Annotated in this window: 14 protein-coding genes; 2 read left to right on the forward strand and 12 right to left on the reverse strand. The window is 72.4% G+C overall.

The genetic code is table 11. The features are described from left to right. Window positions 1-195: 195 nt before the first annotated feature. The 3 genes from AB0M26_RS11755 to AB0M26_RS11765 all read right to left on the reverse strand — a co-directional run bounded on the left by AB0M26_RS11755 (window position 196) and on the right by AB0M26_RS11765 (window position 3,886). Window positions 196-1,605: a hypothetical protein gene (locus AB0M26_RS11755; protein ID WP_365258401.1), complete on the reverse strand. Its 1,410-nt coding sequence runs from the start codon at window positions 1,603-1,605 to the stop codon at window positions 196-198. Between the two features lie 27 nt (window positions 1,606-1,632). Beyond that, window positions 1,633-2,346: a hypothetical protein gene (locus AB0M26_RS11760; protein WP_365258404.1), complete on the reverse strand. Its 714-nt coding sequence runs from the start codon at window positions 2,344-2,346 to the stop codon at window positions 1,633-1,635. A gap of 406 nt (window positions 2,347-2,752) precedes the next feature. Then, window positions 2,753-3,886 carry a polysaccharide deacetylase family protein gene (locus tag AB0M26_RS11765; protein ID WP_365258626.1) on the reverse strand — a complete coding sequence of 378 codons (1,134 nt, stop codon included), beginning with the start codon at window positions 3,884-3,886 and terminating at the stop codon, window positions 2,753-2,755. Between the two features lie 286 nt (window positions 3,887-4,172). Here AB0M26_RS11765 and AB0M26_RS11770 point away from each other — a divergent pair, with 286 nt between their 5' ends. After that, the gene (locus AB0M26_RS11770; protein WP_365258629.1) at window positions 4,173-5,393 is read left to right on the forward strand and encodes a class I SAM-dependent methyltransferase; all 1,221 of its coding nucleotides are present in this window, start codon (window positions 4,173-4,175) and stop codon (window positions 5,391-5,393) included. Between the two features lie 130 nt (window positions 5,394-5,523). Here the strand turns inward: AB0M26_RS11770 and AB0M26_RS11775 are convergent, their stop codons facing one another. Genes AB0M26_RS11775 through tsaB form a run of 4 tightly spaced genes read right to left on the reverse strand, consistent with a single transcriptional unit; the run spans window position 5,524 to window position 8,250 of the window. Beyond that, complete coding sequence (locus AB0M26_RS11775) at window positions 5,524-5,793, reverse strand: hypothetical protein (RefSeq protein WP_365258406.1); 270 nt, start codon at window positions 5,791-5,793, stop codon at window positions 5,524-5,526. Window positions 5,794-5,844: 51 nt separating this feature from the next. Next, a complete protein-coding gene (gene tsaD, locus AB0M26_RS11780) occupies window positions 5,845-6,945 on the reverse strand; it encodes a tRNA (adenosine(37)-N6)-threonylcarbamoyltransferase complex transferase subunit TsaD (RefSeq protein WP_365258409.1) in 1,101 nt (366 codons plus the stop codon). Next, window positions 6,938-7,555, reverse strand: a complete 618-nt coding sequence (gene rimI / locus AB0M26_RS11785; protein WP_365258632.1) for a ribosomal protein S18-alanine N-acetyltransferase — start codon at window positions 7,553-7,555, stop codon at window positions 6,938-6,940. The genes tsaD and rimI overlap by 8 nt, the downstream gene beginning before the upstream one ends. Window positions 7,556-7,581: 26 nt before the next feature. Next, the gene (gene tsaB / locus AB0M26_RS11790) at window positions 7,582-8,250 is read right to left on the reverse strand and encodes a tRNA (adenosine(37)-N6)-threonylcarbamoyltransferase complex dimerization subunit type 1 TsaB (protein ID WP_365258412.1); all 669 of its coding nucleotides are present in this window, start codon (window positions 8,248-8,250) and stop codon (window positions 7,582-7,584) included. A gap of 298 nt (window positions 8,251-8,548) precedes the next feature. On the opposite strand from tsaB, the gene AB0M26_RS11795 reads away from it, so the two are divergent. Then, entirely contained in the window at window positions 8,549-9,115 is a 567-nt protein-coding gene (locus AB0M26_RS11795) for a hypothetical protein (protein ID WP_365258415.1), read from the forward strand. Window positions 9,116-9,154: 39 nt separating this feature from the next. Here AB0M26_RS11795 and AB0M26_RS11800 read toward each other — a convergent pair whose 3' ends face one another. The 5 genes from AB0M26_RS11800 to AB0M26_RS11820 form a co-directional block, all read right to left on the reverse strand. After that, window positions 9,155-9,370 (reverse strand): hypothetical protein, encoded by a 216-nt coding sequence (locus AB0M26_RS11800; protein WP_365258418.1) that lies wholly within the window; start codon window positions 9,368-9,370, stop codon window positions 9,155-9,157. A gap of 359 nt (window positions 9,371-9,729) precedes the next feature. Continuing rightward, window positions 9,730-10,218, reverse strand: coding sequence for a tRNA (adenosine(37)-N6)-threonylcarbamoyltransferase complex ATPase subunit type 1 TsaE (tsaE, locus tag AB0M26_RS11805; protein ID WP_365258635.1), 489 nt, complete (start codon window positions 10,216-10,218; stop codon window positions 9,730-9,732). A 205-nt stretch (window positions 10,219-10,423) separates the two neighbouring features. Continuing rightward, window positions 10,424-11,623: an alpha/beta hydrolase gene (locus AB0M26_RS11810; protein ID WP_365258421.1), complete on the reverse strand. Its 1,200-nt coding sequence runs from the start codon at window positions 11,621-11,623 to the stop codon at window positions 10,424-10,426. Between the two features lie 219 nt (window positions 11,624-11,842). Then, window positions 11,843-13,120 (reverse strand): alanine racemase, encoded by a 1,278-nt coding sequence (gene alr / locus AB0M26_RS11815; protein WP_365258424.1) that lies wholly within the window; start codon window positions 13,118-13,120, stop codon window positions 11,843-11,845. 430 nt (window positions 13,121-13,550) lie between these two features. After that, a partial coding sequence (locus AB0M26_RS11820) for a L,D-transpeptidase family protein (protein WP_365258427.1) occupies window positions 13,551-14,498 on the reverse strand: 948 nt, incomplete at its 5' end.

Raw genomic sequence — 14,498 nt, forward strand, 5'->3', positions numbered from 1 at the left:
ATTCGCGGTCCCCGCGCTCTGCCTGCTCGCGCCCGGCGCCCCGCACCGAATCCGCGGCACCGGCCAGCGTGGAACGGCCGCTGAGCCGGGGGCGGTTACCGGTAGACCGTGGCGATGTTGGTGGAACGGTCGGCGGCGGTGCAGTGGGTTTCTGTGCGGCTGTTGGTAGTGGTGAGGGTGAGGTTGTTCGGGTTGTTACAGCTGTTGTTCTGCCGGCCTTCCTGAGCGATGTTCTGCTGGAAGAGGTCGGTAGTGGATGAGCCGCCCTTCGGCCTTGGCTCCTCCGCGGATGTCCGCGGTGTGGAGGTTGGTGGAGCCGTCCACCGTCCTGCAGCCCACCTGCGACCGGCTGCCGCTCAAGGGCGTGGCGACGGGTGGGAGGTTGGGGTTGTTGCAGAGGTTGTTCTGCCGGCCTTCCTGGGCGATGTTCTGCTGGTTCACATCTGCGTCCAGGCCTGCGCTGCCGCCTTCGGCTCGGGCGCCGCCGCCCTTGATGAAGGTTTTGCGGTTGAAGGAGATGTCCTTGTCCCAGCAACGCGTTCCGATCTGGCTCCCCCTCACTGAGAGGGGCGCGTCGCTGTTGAGGTTGTTGCAGGTGTTGTTCTGGCGGCCTTCCTGGGCGATGTTCTGCTGAACCACGCTGCCGGTACTGGAGCCGCCTTCGGCTCGGACGCCACCGCCCTCGATACGGGTCTGCTTGCTGAACGAGCCGTCCTTGTTGCCGCAACGACCCTCTACCCGGCCCCCGGTCACAGTAAGGGTGCCAAAACGCTCGTTGCGGTTGTTGCAGGTGTTGTTCTGCCGGCCTTCCTGGGCGATGTTCTGCTGAACCACGCTGCCGGTACTGGAGCCGCCTTCGGCTCGGACGCCACCGCCCTCGATACGGGTGTGCTTGCTGAAGGAGTGGTCCTTGTTCCCGCAGCGACTCGACTCCCCGCCACCACCGAGCAGGATCGTCCCGGCAAAGTCGGGGTTGCCGCAGCTGTTGTTCTGCCGGCCCTCCTGGGCGATGTTCTGCTCGGTCACGTCGCCGATCGTGCTGGAGCCGCCTTCGGCTCGGACGCCACCGCCCTCGATACGGGTGTGCTTGCTGAAGGAGTGGTCCTTGTTCCCGCAGCGACTCGACTCCCCGCCACCACCGAGCAGGGTCGTCCCGGCAAAGTCGGGGTTGCCGCAGCTGTTGTTCTGCCGGCCCTCCTGGGCGATGTTCTGCTCGGTCACGTCGCCGATCGTGCTGGAGCCGCCTTCGGCTCGAACGCCACCGCCCTTGATACGGGTGTGCTTGCTGAAGGAGAGGTCCTTGTTCCCGCAGCGGCTCGACTCCCGACCCCCCGTCACCGCGAGGATCTCGTGGTTGGAGTTGTCGCAGGTGTTGTTCTGCCTGCCCTCCTGGGCGATGTTCTGCTGGACCACGGCGGCGCTTGTACTGGAGCCGCCTTCGGCCCGCGCCCCGCCGCCCTTGAACAGGGACTTGTGGTTGAACGATCCGTCCTTGTTCCCGCAGTGGCTCGTCTCCCGGCCGGCGTCCAGGTCAGCATTGGGGAAGTTGGGGTTGTTGCAGGTGTTGTTCTGCCGGCCGTCCTGAGCAATGTTCTGCTGTTCCACGAAGGCGCCTGCGCTGCCGCCTTCGGCTCAGGCGCCGCCGCCCTTGATACGGGCGTGCTTGCTGTACGAGCCGTCCTTGTTGCCGCAACGGCCTTCCACCCGGCCCCCGGTCACGTCGAGAGGGAAGGCGCCGCTGGGGTTGTTGCAGGTGTTGTTCTGGCGGCCTTCCTGTGCCGTGTTCTGCTGGCGGAGATTGCCCTCAACGCCGGCACTGGAGCCGCCTTCGGCTCGGGCGCCTCCACCCGTGACGGACGTGTGTTCGGCGAAGGAGAAGTCCCGGTCGAGGCAGAGGCCCTCCACCCGGCTGCCTTCCACGGTGATGTCCGAGTCGTTGGGGTTGTGGCAGTTGTTGTTCTGTCTGCCGCGCTGGGCGGTGTTCTGCTGAGCCAGGCTGAGGGTCGATGTGCCGCCTTCGGCGTGGGCGGGGCCGTTGCGGGTGCGGGAGAACGCGGTCAGGGAACCGTCGGCGGTCGCGCACCGGCCCGCTGCCCGGCTCCCGGTGAGCGTGATCGCATCTTCGGGGGCGGTGTTGGGGTTGTTGCAGTTGTTGTTCTGTCTGGAGGACTGCGCAATGTTCTGCTGGAAGAGGCCCCCGCCAGTGGTGGATCCTCCCTCCGCCCTGGCCTTCGCCTTCCCCTGATCAGGGCCGCTGCCGGCGAATGCCGTCCCGGCTCCCACTGCAGTCCATCCGCTCACCGCCAGGACCAGCATCGTGGCTGTCGCGATCTTGTTCACCCGCATACCAGAGCCCTCCTTGTGCCTCGTCGGTCGGCCGAGCCGTTGCTCCCTCCCTCAACTTCGCTCCGATCCTTCTCGTCATGGGCCCGCTTTGTTCCTCACACCAACAGCCCAGCCCCCCTTTCGGGGCTCCTGAAACGGGACAACTGGAGTCTCGCCCCGCGGCCGGTGGCTCGGACACGACGGCTTTGGTTCTTGGTCGTTCGACCCGTTGAGGGAGTTCTGCCGGAGAGTCCGACAGGGAGCGGCAGGCGCCGATCGCCGGGCGTCGCCGGGGGCCCGCACGGCTGCCCGCGTCGGCCGCACGGACCGGAAACGCGTCCGGCCACCCCGCGCGCCCGGGACGGACAGCCGTGCCTGCAGGACGGCCAGCCTGTCCCGGGGCGGACAGCCGTGCCTGCCCCGACGGTCAGATGTAGTCCTCCAGGCGGGCCAGCGCGAAGCCCTGGGACGTGGCGGCCCGGATCACGCGACGCACCATGTCCGGCATCGTGCCGTCCCATTCCGACTTGCCGCGGAAGTGGGTGAGGATGATGTCACCCGGCCGGAACCGGTGCTCCCCGCCCCCGTATTCGATGCGGCGGGCGAACGCTTCCTGGCTCCACAGCGGTACGACCGTGATGCCGCACGAGCGGGCGGCGCGAAGTGTGTCGCGGTCCCAGTTCCCGTAGGGCGGGCGGAAGATGCGGGGACGTACGCCGAACTCCCGCTCAATGGTGTCCTGCTGGCGGCAGATCTCCTTGCGCTGGCCCCGGTAGGACAGGGTGAGCAGATCCTCGTGGTTGATGGTGTGGTTGTTGATGGCGACGCCGAGGCTCTGGAGTTGCCGGAAGTAGTCGTAGTCGTCACGCACGACGTAGTCGCTGAGGAACGCACTGACCGGGACGCCGAGTTCACGGAGCATGCGGATCAGGCGGGGGTCCTTGTGGACGCCGTCGTCGATCGTCAGGAACACGACGCGGTCGCTGGTGGGGACGCGGGCGATCACGGGCGGCAGGCCGGAAGAGCCGGAGAGGCCGCGGAGTGCGCCGGGGGCGAGTCTGCGCTCGGGCGGGGCGGGCGCGATGAGCGGCGGGACCGAAAGACCCCATCGGTGGGCGAACGCGAGCCTGACCGCTTGGGACCTGGCCGTCTCGCGGGCGGAGAAGGCCAGCGCCGGGTTGGTGCCGAACGGGGAAGCGGAGCCGGGCGTACCGGCGCTCACCCCTGAGGCAGCCCGGCCCACGGAAATGGCAGGGGCACCCGCCGCCCCGGCACCCGCCGCCCCGGCACCCGCCGCCCCGGCGCCGGCGCCCGCCGACGGGTCGCGCTCCGCGTCGTGCGCGGGGACGTCCGCGCCCGCCGGCAGGGCACGCTCACCGGCGTACGGAGCAAGTCCGCGTGCGCCCGCGCGTCCGGGGCCCGCTCCGCCCTCCAGGGCGTACGCCGCCGTCGGTGCCCCTGTCGCGCCGAGGACGGCGGGGCCGGATTCGGGACTCGAACGGTCGCGGGGCGCATGGTCGGGAGGCTGGGCACAGGCGCCGCCGACGGCGCCGATGAGCATGAACACCGCGGCGCCGCGGACGCTGGTGCCCCATCGCCAGAGCTGCCCTTTAGTCCAAATGTGATCTCTTTTTTCATTTTGTCGTACAAGTTGCATAGTGTCGCATCCTGCCAGGGGCACCGGCATCGGGCGCTCCGAAAACGCCGGGCTCGCTGCCCGGTCCACCGCTCGGCCCACATCCGTCCCGCAACGAACCCGGCCCGGTCCGGCCATGCCCCGCCCGCCGCCCCCCGCCGGCTGCCCGTGCTGTGACCTGCGGGCCGTGCCCGTACCGGCCACCGGCACAATGGAGCAGGTGGACGACCTCGACGCCTTCGCCGCCCTGCTCACCGACGAGGGCCGGACGCTCCTCGACGTCCTGCGCGACTACGACCCCGCGCAGGAGCTCGCGACCGCCACCCGCCTCCGCCGCGACCATCCGGCCGAGCTGGTCTCCGCCGCTCTCGGGCAGGCCGGGCTGCGGCGCCGCGCGGCAGCGAAGTTCGGCGCCGCGGACGCGGCCGTCATGTTCTTCACCCCGGACGGCCTCGAGCAAGCGACCCGCACGTCCGTCGCCGCCCACCGCGCGGACCGCTTCGCCGCGCTCGGCGTGCGGCGCGTGGCCGACCTGTGCTGCGGCGTCGGGGGCGACGCGATCGCACTCGCGCGGGCGGGCATCGAGGTGGTCGCCGTCGACCGCTCGCCACTCACCTGTGCGGTCACCCGGGCCAACGCCGAGGCGCTGGGGCTCGCGGACCTCGTCGAGGTGCGCTGCGCGGACGTCACGGAGATCGAACTCGGTGCGTACGATGCGGTGTTCGCGGATCCGGCAAGACGGGGCGTCCACCGGGAGCGAGGCGGCCGGACCGGGCGGATCTTCAACCCCGAGGCGTACTCACCGCCTCTGTCCTGGGCCGTCGAGGCCGCCCGCAAAGCCCCCTTCGCGGCCCTGAAGATCGCGCCCGGCGTACCGCACGAGGCTGTGCCGAAGGACGCGGAGGCCGAGTGGATCTCGGACAGCGGCGATGTGAAGGAGGCGGTGCTGTGGTTCGGGACCGGCACGGCCGGCACCTGCCGTGCCACCCTCCTCCCCGGCCCTCACGACCTGGTCGGCGCCGGCCTCCCCGACCCCGCCGCGGGCCCGGTCGGCCGCTACCTCTACGAGCCGGACGGCGCGGTGATCCGCGCGCACCTGGTGGCGGACGTGGCCGAGCGGCTCGACGGCCGCCTCATCGACCCCACCATCGCCTATGTGACGGCGGACGAGCTGCGCCCCATCCCCTACGCCACCGCGTACGAGATCACGGACGCGCTGCCGTTCAACGTCAAGAAGCTGAAGGCGCTGCTGCGCGAGCGCGAGGTCGGCACGCTCACCGTCAAGAAACGGGGGTCGGCCGTCGAGCCGGAGGAACTCCGCAGGAAGATCAAGCCGCGGGGTCCGAACGCGGCGACCGTCTTCCTCACGCGTGTGGGGGGCGCGCCGGCGATGCTCGTCGGCCGGCCGTCGGCGGCGGACGGCCGCCTCTGAGCGAGCCGGACTTCCCCGACCGGGCGGGCGTCCGGGGAAGTTCCCGTCTGGAAGTTCCCGTCTGGAAGGGGCCGTCTTCAAGTGGCGACATCCGCCCGTAGGGCGGCGGGAGCCAACCTCGGCGGCGGCACTAGGGACCCTCTTGCGCCGGTCCGACGGACTCGAAGCGCCAGCGGTGCACCGTCCGGCGCACCAACTCCTCGCCAGGCTCGGGCAGTTCGGGCAGTTCGGCGTCGTACGGGGCGTCCCACCAGGTGATGACGAGGACACGGTCCCCGGGGGCCGTGAAGGTCTCGCGGCGCAGCGCGGGCGGGTCGAGGGCCTGCCCCCGCACCCAGTCCAGGAGTTCGGGTCCGCGCCCCTCGGCCGCCCTCGCCTCCCACATCAGCGCAACGGTCATCGGCGAACGATCATGAGTGAACGGTCATGAGCAGCGGCCATGAGTGAACGGTCATGAGTAGAGGTTGTCCTTGCTCATCTCGTGGACGTGGTCGTGGCTGTGCCCGCCGGGCGCCGGTACGTGCGTCTGCGTCACCGGGAGCGAGGAGTCCGCGGATAGGTCCCAGGCCGAGGCCGGACGACCGCGGGCCACCATCTCCGCGCCGAGCGCCGCCACCATCGCGCCGTTGTCCGTGCACAGCTTGGGCCGCGGCACGCGGAGCGCGATCCCCGCGTCCTCGCAGCGCCGACCGGCCATCGCGCGGAGGCGGGAGTTGGCGGCGACGCCACCGCCGATCATCAGGTGCTCGACGCCGTTGTCCTTGCACGCCCGTACGGCCTTGCGCGTCAGCACATCCACGACGGCCTCCTGGAAGGACGCGGAGACATCGGCGACCGGTACGTCCTCGCCCGCGTTGCGCTTGGCCTCGATCCAGCGGGCGACGGCGGTCTTCAGGCCGGAGAAGGAGAAGTCGTAGACCGCGTCGCGGGGGCCCGTGAGGCCGCGGGGGAAGGCGATGGCGTCGGGGTCGCCCTCGCGGGCCCAGCGGTCGATGACCGGGCCGCCGGGGAAGCCGAGGTTCAGGACGCGGGCGACCTTGTCGAACGCCTCGCCCGCCGCATCGTCGATCGTCGACCCCAGGGGCCGTACGTCCGTGGTGATGTCGGACGACATCAGGAGGGAGGAGTGACCGCCGGAGACGAGCAGCGCCATCGTCGGCTCGGGCAGCGCCCCGTGCTCGAGCTGATCGACGCAGATGTGCGAGGCGAGGTGGTTCACCCCGTAGAGCGGCTTGCCGAGTGCGTACGCGTACGCCTTGGCCGCCGCGACACCAACGAGCAGCGCGCCGGAGAGCCCGGGGCCCGCCGTGACCGCGATGCCGTCGAGGTCGCTCGCGGCGACGCCCGCGTCCTTCAGGGCCCGCTGGATCGTCGGGACCATCGCCTCCAGGTGGGCGCGGCTGGCGACTTCGGGCACGACGCCGCCGAAGCGCGCGTGCTCGTCGACGCTGGAGGCGACCGCGTCGGCCAGGAGCGTGTGGCCGCGGACGATGCCGACGCCGGTCTCGTCACAGGAGGTCTCGATGCCGAGGACAAGCGGCTCGTCAGCCATCGTTGGTCATTCCCTGTTCGTGTTCGTCCATGGAACCGTGCCCGGTTCCGCCGTGCTCGTCGTCCGCGTCGTGCTCCACACGGCGCATCACCACGGCATCCACATTGCCCGGCTGGTAGTAGTTCGGGCGGAGGCCGATGGGCTCGAAGCCGAAGCGCTCGTAGAGGCGCTGGGCGCGGGTGTTGTCGACCCGCACCTCCAGCAGCACCTCGCGGCACTCGAAGTCGTTCGCGCCGGCGAGCAGGTCGCCGAGAAGGCGGGCGCCGAGTCCCGTGCCCCAGTACGCGCGGGCCGCGGCGATGGTCTGGATGTCTCCGGTGCGGTCGACGGCGGCCAACCCGCCGTAGCCGACGATGGTGCGGCCGGCGGCGGAGACCGCCGACTCGCCCGGCTCGACGCCGCTCTCCCCGTCCGCCCGCCGCCCGTACGCGCTCTCCCCGCGCGCCTCTTCCCCGCAGCCGCCGTACGTCTCCGCCACGATGTAGCGGCGGGTGGCGTTCGGGCCGCGGGCGTGGGCCAGTTCGGACCAGAACAGCCCGCGCGACCAGGCGTCGTCGGGGAACAGCTCGCGCTCCAGGCCCAGCACGGGCTCGATGTCCCACCACCGCATCTCGCGCAGCGTGACCTTCCCGTTCGTCACCTCGGCGTGACCACCTTGTAGTTGGCCGGCACCTGGGCGTCGGGGCGGCGCAGATAGAGAGGCCGGTTCGGCAGGAACTCCCCGCCCGTGGCCATCCTTTCCGCGGCGAGCGCGGCGAGCGCGGCCGCCGACTGCAGCTCGGGCATGCCGTCCGGCACGTCCGTGAAGACCTCGCTGTAGAGACGCGCGCCCGCGCCGACGGCGGGAAGACCCCCGACCATCGCGGCGATGTCGGCAGGACGGTCGACGGAGGGGCCGGAGACGCGGGTGCGGGGGTCGGCGTAACTCGCCCAGTAGACCTCTTTGCGGCGGGCGTCGGTGGCGACGGTGAAAGGTCCTTCGAGACCGGCCTGTCCCGCGGCGTACGCGATGCCGTCCAGGGTGCACAGGCCGTGGACGGGGGCGCCCGTCGCGGCGCCGAAGGCGGCCGCGGTCGCGAGCCCCACGCGCAGCCCGGTGTACGGACCCGGCCCGACGCCGACGACGAATCCGGTCACGGCGGTGAGCTTCGCCCCGGCATCGCCCAGCACCCGGTCGACGGCGGGGAGCAGCAGCTCGCCGTGGCGCCGCGCGTCCACCTCGTGCGACTGGGCGACGACTCCGTCTCCGTCGTGCAGGGCCACGGTGACAGCGGGGGTGGCGGTATCAAGAGCGAGCAGCAGCACGAGTACAGCCTACGGCGCGGCTCCCGCCCGCCGTGCCCCTCCTGCGGAAGCGGGACGCCGCTCCTCCCGGGCGGGAACGCCGCCCGGCGCGCGGGGACGGCTCGGGAAGCGCGCGGGACACAGCGGGACGGCAGGGGGCAGCGGGGGCAGGGGGTGGGCTTCGCGTACGGCGCATGGCCCGTATCCCCCGGCCCCGTGGCGCTCCGCGCCGAAAGCGGGTTCGGGCGGTGCTACCTTCGGGCGCGAAGGCTTGCGGCGCAAGGCATGTCGAGGCACGTACGGGGCGAGAGGCGGAAGCGTGGCACGGAGCAACTCGGGGCCGATCGTCGCGGGAATCACGGCCGCGGCCCTCGCCGTGGTCGCCTTCCTCGCCTACCAGGCGTCCGCCACCGCGCCGGACGACCTCTCGACGGCCCGCCGCGACGGCTCGCACTCCAACGGCCGGCCGGACACGTCCGGCGACAACAGCGACAAGCAGGAGAAGCACCACCTTCCAGCCGCCTCAGGCAGCGGCGTACGCGTCGTCTACGCGCTCGACGAGCGGCGCGTGTGGCTCGTCGGCCGGGACGACGCGGTGACGCGGACCTTCCCGGTCACACCGAGCACGGTCAGCCCGGAGCCCGGCCAGTACGCGGTGACGTCGCGGTCGGTACGGATCACCGGCTCGGACGGGGTGCCCGTCGAGCACGTCGTACGGTTCACCACGGTCGAGGGTGTGGTGGTCGGCTTCAGCGCGGCGGTGAACGGCCGGATGCCCGACCCGGGCGCTGAGCTGAAGACCGGCGGCATCCGGGAGAAGCGGGCCGACGGCAAGGCGATGTGGGCCTTCGCGACGATCGGCACGAAGATCGTCGTGGTGGACTGAGCGGCAGCCCGCGGCACTGGCGGACATCACTCATACGGGCTACGCGGCGTCTCGCCGGACCTCACCCTCGGAGTCCGGGGTCCCGGGCCCGCCCTGGGGGTCCTCCGGCGGCGTGGACACGGCGTTCGCCGCGGCGCAGGCGGCCAGGAGCTGGCTCATCGACGGGCCGGGGGACGACGGGGCGCCCGACTCCGCCCCTTCCTCGCCGGGGCGTCCGTCCATCAGCGCATCAGTGTCGGGCTCATGACGCGTCATGGGTGCCTCCTCACGGCTCGTACGGCGAGTCCGGTGCCAAGTTAGGTAGACCTAACCAAGTTCGCTGTCACCATGTGACCACGCACGGCACCGGACGCGCAACATTTTGCCGACGACTTGTCGGAACGTACACACGAAGGAAAGACGCGGCTCCGACCTGGTCGGGTTCCCGGGACGCCCCGGAAACGCGCGGCACGGTGCGTCCGTTCGACGCCCGGCACGCCGATGCCGAGTCGTACGGAACCGGGGCGGCAGTTCTTGCGGAGCGGGGGCCGCATCCCTGCTCTACGGAGCCGGGACCGGAGCCCGCGCGGGACTGCACAGGTGGTACGGAGCGGTGTACGGAGTGTGCTGCGCCGTCAGCCTGCCAGCGGCGAGAGGTCCGTAGCCGCCCACCGCGGGCCGACTCCGACGACGGTCACCTCGCGCACGTCGTTCTCCACGGTCTCGTCGCCCTCGGCGCGCCCGATGACGACGTGCAGCCGGTCCTCCGACAGCTCCTCGACCTTGCCCTCACCCCACTCGACGATCACCACCGACTCGGGCAGCGACACGTCCAGGTCGAGGTCCTCCATCTCGTCGAGCCCGCCCAGTCGGTAGGCGTCCACGTGCACGAGCGGCGGCCCGTCGCCCAGCGACGGATGCACCCGGGCGATGACGAAGGTCGGCGAGGTCACCGCGCCGCGCACGCCGAGCGTCTCACCCAGACCGCGCGCCAGCGTCGTCTTGCCCGCGCCCAACGGACCGCTGAGCAGCACGAGATCGCCGGGGCGCAGCATCTTCGCCAGCCGCCGTCCGAGGTCCTGCATCGCGTCCGGTCCGGTGATGGTGAGCTGGGCGGAGGTCATGCCTCCGGTGGCTGTCGTCAGCGACGCGCCGCCGGGGGCGGAAGAGGGTGCGGGGTCGTACGGGGCGTCCATATCCGCCGATGGTACGGGGCGCGGCGGCCCGGGCGGCGTTCTGCCGCGGACAGGGGAGGACAGGTGGAGGGCAGGGGAGGGCAGGGGGGACGTCCCGGTTTGCCGGTGGCGCGTGCCGGACGAGAACCGGCGCTCAGCCGCCGGCCGAGCGCGAGGGGCGGGAGGCGTGTTCCGCCGCGGCCGGCGCCGCCCCTGCCCGCGTCAGCAGTTCCGCCAGCCGGTCCGTCACCGTCTCCGGATGCTCCAGCATCACCAGGTGGCCCGCGTCGGGTATGAGGACCAGCTCGGCGTCCGGGAGCAGCGCGGCGATCGCCTCGCTGTGCGAGCTGGGCGTCACCAAGTCCCCGGCGCCCGCCAGGACGAGCACGGGCAACTCCCGGAAGGCCGCCAGCGCCTCGCTTTTGTCATGCTCCTGGAACGCGGGATAGAACTCCGCGACCACGTCGATCGGCGTCGACTCGATCATCCGCTCGGCGAATCGCGCGATCGCCGGATCCACGTCACGGGAGCTGAACGAGTACCGCTTGATCAGTCCGTCGAAGAGATCCGCGGTCGCCCGCCGCCCCCGCTCGACCAGGTCCGCCTGCCGTCCCAGCGCCTTGAGCACACCGGGCACGAAGCGCCGCACCGCGTTGACCCCGGCCACCGGCAGACCGTAGTTGACCTCGCCGAGCCTGCCGCAGGACGTGCCGACGAGGGCGACGCCGACGACCCGTTCCCGTACGTACTCCGGGAAGTGGGCGGCCAGGGCCATCACCGTCATACCGCCCATCGAATGTCCCACCAGGACCACGGGCCCTTCGGGCACGGCCGCGTCCAGGACCGCCTTCAGGTCGCGGCCGAGCTGGTCGATGCTGACGGGCGTGCCGTCCGCCTGCTCCAGGCCGCGGGCCGAACGTCCGTGGCTGCGCTGGTCCCAGTGGACGGTGCGGACGATGCCGCGCAGCGCGGCCCGCTGGAAGTGCCAGGAGTCCTGGGTCAGGCAGTAGCCGTGGGAGAAGACGACGGTCACGGGCGCGGGCCTGCGGCGCCCGAACACCCGGCGCCTGCGCGGCGGATCGTCCGCCGGCTCGATCTCGTCCGTCTCGAAGTAGAGCTCGGTGCCGTCGTCCGCGAATGCCCGTCCCGGGGTGCCGTGCAACTGGCCGTACGGGCTGGACGAGTCCAGCGCGAGCCGCGCCTTGCTGCGCATGCCGCGGCCGACGGTCAGCCGCTCGATGGCCACTCCCGCGGCGGCGCCCGCCGCGACCACGCCGATCGCGGCGCCCGCGATGCCGGCGCGGCGCCAACCGGCCGCCCCTCCCGCCCTGTTCGCAGCGGTGCTCTCGCCCATGATCGTGCCTCCCCTGGCCCGTGGCAGAGGTGACCTCACCCCGTGGCTACCATCTGCCCCTGCCCTGCGGCCTCATGCGTGCGGCCTCCCCGGCCGTGCGCGTCGTCGGTCAAACTACGGTGCATCCAGCGCCCGCTACCGAGGGGTGTCGGCGTGCCGTTGCTCACTTCTGGCACGGGCCCGCGGTGGTGCGGTCGTCGGCGGGGACGCCGGGCGCGGTCAGGCGCCGGTGGCGGCGGTACCGCCGTCGTCCCCCTCACCCACATAGACGCGCGGAACCCGCGATCCGATCCGTGTGACGATCTCGTACGCGATGGTGCCCGCCGCGCGGGCCCAGTCCTCGGCGGTCGGCTCGCCCCGGTCGCCCGGCCCGAACAGCACCGCCTCGTCGCCCACTTCGGCGCTGTCGCCCCCGAGGTCGACGACGAACTGGTCCATCGCGACCCGGCCCGCGACGGTGCGCCACTTACCGCCGACCAGCACGGGCCCGGCGCCCGATGCGTGCCGCGGGATGCCGTCCGCGTAGCCGACGGGAATGAGCGCGAGCGTCGTCTCGCCCGGGGTGAGGTACTGGTGGCCGTAGCTGACGCCGTGTCCGGCCGGGACCCGCTTGACCAGCGCGATGTCCGCGGACAGCGTCATCACCTGGCGCAGCCCGAAGTCGGACGCGGAGCCGACGTCCGGGACAGGCGAGACGCCGTAGATCGCGACCCCGGTCCGTACGAGATCGAAGTGCGACTCCGGCAGGGTGAGGGTGGCGGGCGAGTTGGCGATATGACGCACCTCGGGGCGGAGCCCGACGCGCTCGGCCACGGCGACGGCGTCGCGGTAGACCTCGAGCTGCGCCGCGATCGAGGGGTGGCCGGGCTCGTCGGCGCACGCGAAGTGGGACCAGATGCCGGTCACCTTCAGCACACCCTCGGCCTCGGCGGCGCGGGCCGCGTGGACGAGTTCCAGCCAGTCGCCGGGCGGGCAGCCGTTGCGTCCGAGACCCGAGTCGATCTTGAGCTGGACGCGGGCCGTGCGGCCACGGCCCTGGCCCCGGTCCCGGTACTGGCCCCGGTCCTGTACCCGGTCCTGGTCGTGCGTACGGGCTTCGCGGGCGGCGGCTTCGCGGGCGGCGGTGGTGACCTCCCGCATCGCCCACATCCCGCTCACCGACACGTCGATGTCCGCCTCGATTGCCTCGCGCCAGGGGCCGCCGGGCGTGAACAGCCAGCACAGCAGCCGCCCCGTATCGCCCGCGGCGCGCAGCGCCAGCGCCTCCTCGGGGGTGGCGGTGCCGAGCCAGCTCGCGCCGGCCGCACGGGCGGCGCGGGCGCACGGCACGGCTCCGTGGCCGTACGCGTCCGACTTGACCACGGCCATCAGCTCCGCGCGGGGCGCGCGGGCGCGCAGGGCACGGATGTTGTCGCGCAGAGCGGCCAGATCGACCACGGCGCGGGCGCGCATCGGGAGGGCGGGGTGGGTGGGGGCGCCGCCGGGGTGTGCTGTCATCGGGAACAGTCTCTCACCACGTGCCGCACATGCCTCTCCCGAGCGGGAGGCGTCTCTCGGTTGCGGGAGGTGTCTCTCGGATGCGGGAGGCGTGTATCCGACGCGGGCGGGGGGCTCGGCCTTCACGATGCGGGGCGGGACGGCTCGGGCTCCACCCCGCGGGGCGGGGCTGCCCCGCCTCCCTGACTCGGGGCGGCGCGGGACGGCTGCTCGGCCTCTCCGATGCGGGGCGGGGCGGCCTCCCCCACGCGGAGCGCCTGCTCGGCCTCTCCCAAGCGGGGCGGGGCGGGGCGGCTGGCCCCCTCCCATCCGGGGCGGGACATCGCGGGCTCCCCTACGCGGGGCGGGGCTGCTCGACCTGCTCCCCGAGGGGCGGGGCGTCGCGGGCGTGGGTGCATACGTTTCGGGGGCGCGCCGGAAGGCTCCCGCCTCACGTACCGGGGCGGCGGCCCCAGGAGTAGACGCGGTCCTGCGCGTACAGCACGTCCCACAGCTCCTTCGCGTCGTCGTAGCGGAGGTTGACGCAGCCGTGCGAGCCGCCCTTCGGGTCGTAGATGTTGCCGTAGACGCCGTGGAACGCCTGGCCTCCGTTGAAGAACTGAGCGAACGGCATGGGCGAGTTGTAGATCGTCGAGACGTGGTCCTTGCTCTTCCAGTAGATCCTGTTCCAGCCCACGCGGGTCGCAAAGCCAGCCATGCCGCTGCGGATCGGGACCGGACCGAAGACCACGTCCGCCCCGTGCTGCACCCACATCAACTGGCGCGGCAGATCGACGCATGCGACGCGCGCTGCCAGGACCGGGCACTCTCCTGCGGCGTTGGGATCGCGCCGCGCCTCGGACAGCCGGACCATGCCCCAGCTCGTCGGCCCGGCGAAGCCGATCGCCGGAACGATCTTCTCCCTGAGCTGCCAGGCGCGGATGACCCGGCAGTCCTCAGGAGACTGCTTGCCGTCCGCGGTGAGGCCGAGGAAACGCTCGACTTCGCGCTGGTACGGGCCGGTTGAGGCCGAGCAGGTAACGGGGGCGGGGGTCGTACGGCCGGGCTGGGCCTCCGCGGGCGGGACGTACTCGACGACGCCACCGGCACTGCCGGTGCCTGTCCCGGTGCCGGTCGCCTGCGGCGCGGGTGCCGGGGGACGTACGGGCGTGGCGGGCCGTACTGGATCGGAGGGGGCGGGGGCGGCAGGAGCGTGGGGGGCGGGAGCCGGGGTGACGGGAGCGGGGGTGACGGGGGCAGGGGTGCCGGGAGCGGGGGTGACGGGGACAGGGGTGACCGGGGCAGGGGCTGCGGGGGCTGCGGGGGCTGCGGGGGCTGCGGGGGCTGCGGGGGCTGCGGGGGCTGCGGGGGCTGCGGGGGCTGCGGGGGCTGCGGGGGC

Origin of the sequence: Streptomyces sp. NPDC051776 (genome assembly GCF_040681345.1) — a bacterium.
GTDB lineage: Bacteria > Actinomycetota > Actinomycetes > Streptomycetales > Streptomycetaceae > Streptomyces.

Excerpts from the sequence above, each read along its gene's own strand:
- AB0M26_RS11760 (WP_365258404.1), bottom strand. The coding sequence starts at position 2,346 with ATGCGGGTGAACAAGATCGCGACAGCCACGATGCTGGTCCTGGCGGTG.
- AB0M26_RS11765 (WP_365258626.1), bottom strand. The coding sequence starts at position 3,886 with ATGCTCATCGGCGCCGTCGGCGGCGCCTGTGCCCAGCCTCCCGACCAT.
- AB0M26_RS11770 (WP_365258629.1), top strand. The coding sequence starts at position 4,173 with ATGGAGCAGGTGGACGACCTCGACGCCTTCGCCGCCCTGCTCACCGAC.
- AB0M26_RS11775 (WP_365258406.1), bottom strand. The coding sequence starts at position 5,793 with ATGACCGTTGCGCTGATGTGGGAGGCGAGGGCGGCCGAGGGGCGCGGA.
- tsaD (WP_365258409.1), bottom strand. The coding sequence starts at position 6,945 with ATGGCTGACGAGCCGCTTGTCCTCGGCATCGAGACCTCCTGTGACGAG.
- rimI (WP_365258632.1), bottom strand. The coding sequence starts at position 7,555 with ATGCGGTGGTGGGACATCGAGCCCGTGCTGGGCCTGGAGCGCGAGCTG.
- AB0M26_RS11800 (WP_365258418.1), bottom strand. The coding sequence starts at position 9,370 with ATGACGCGTCATGAGCCCGACACTGATGCGCTGATGGACGGACGCCCC.
- tsaE (WP_365258635.1), bottom strand. The coding sequence starts at position 10,218 with ATGACCTCCGCCCAGCTCACCATCACCGGACCGGACGCGATGCAGGAC.
- AB0M26_RS11810 (WP_365258421.1), bottom strand. The coding sequence starts at position 11,623 with ATGGGCGAGAGCACCGCTGCGAACAGGGCGGGAGGGGCGGCCGGTTGG.
- alr (WP_365258424.1), bottom strand. The coding sequence starts at position 13,120 with ATGACAGCACACCCCGGCGGCGCCCCCACCCACCCCGCCCTCCCGATG.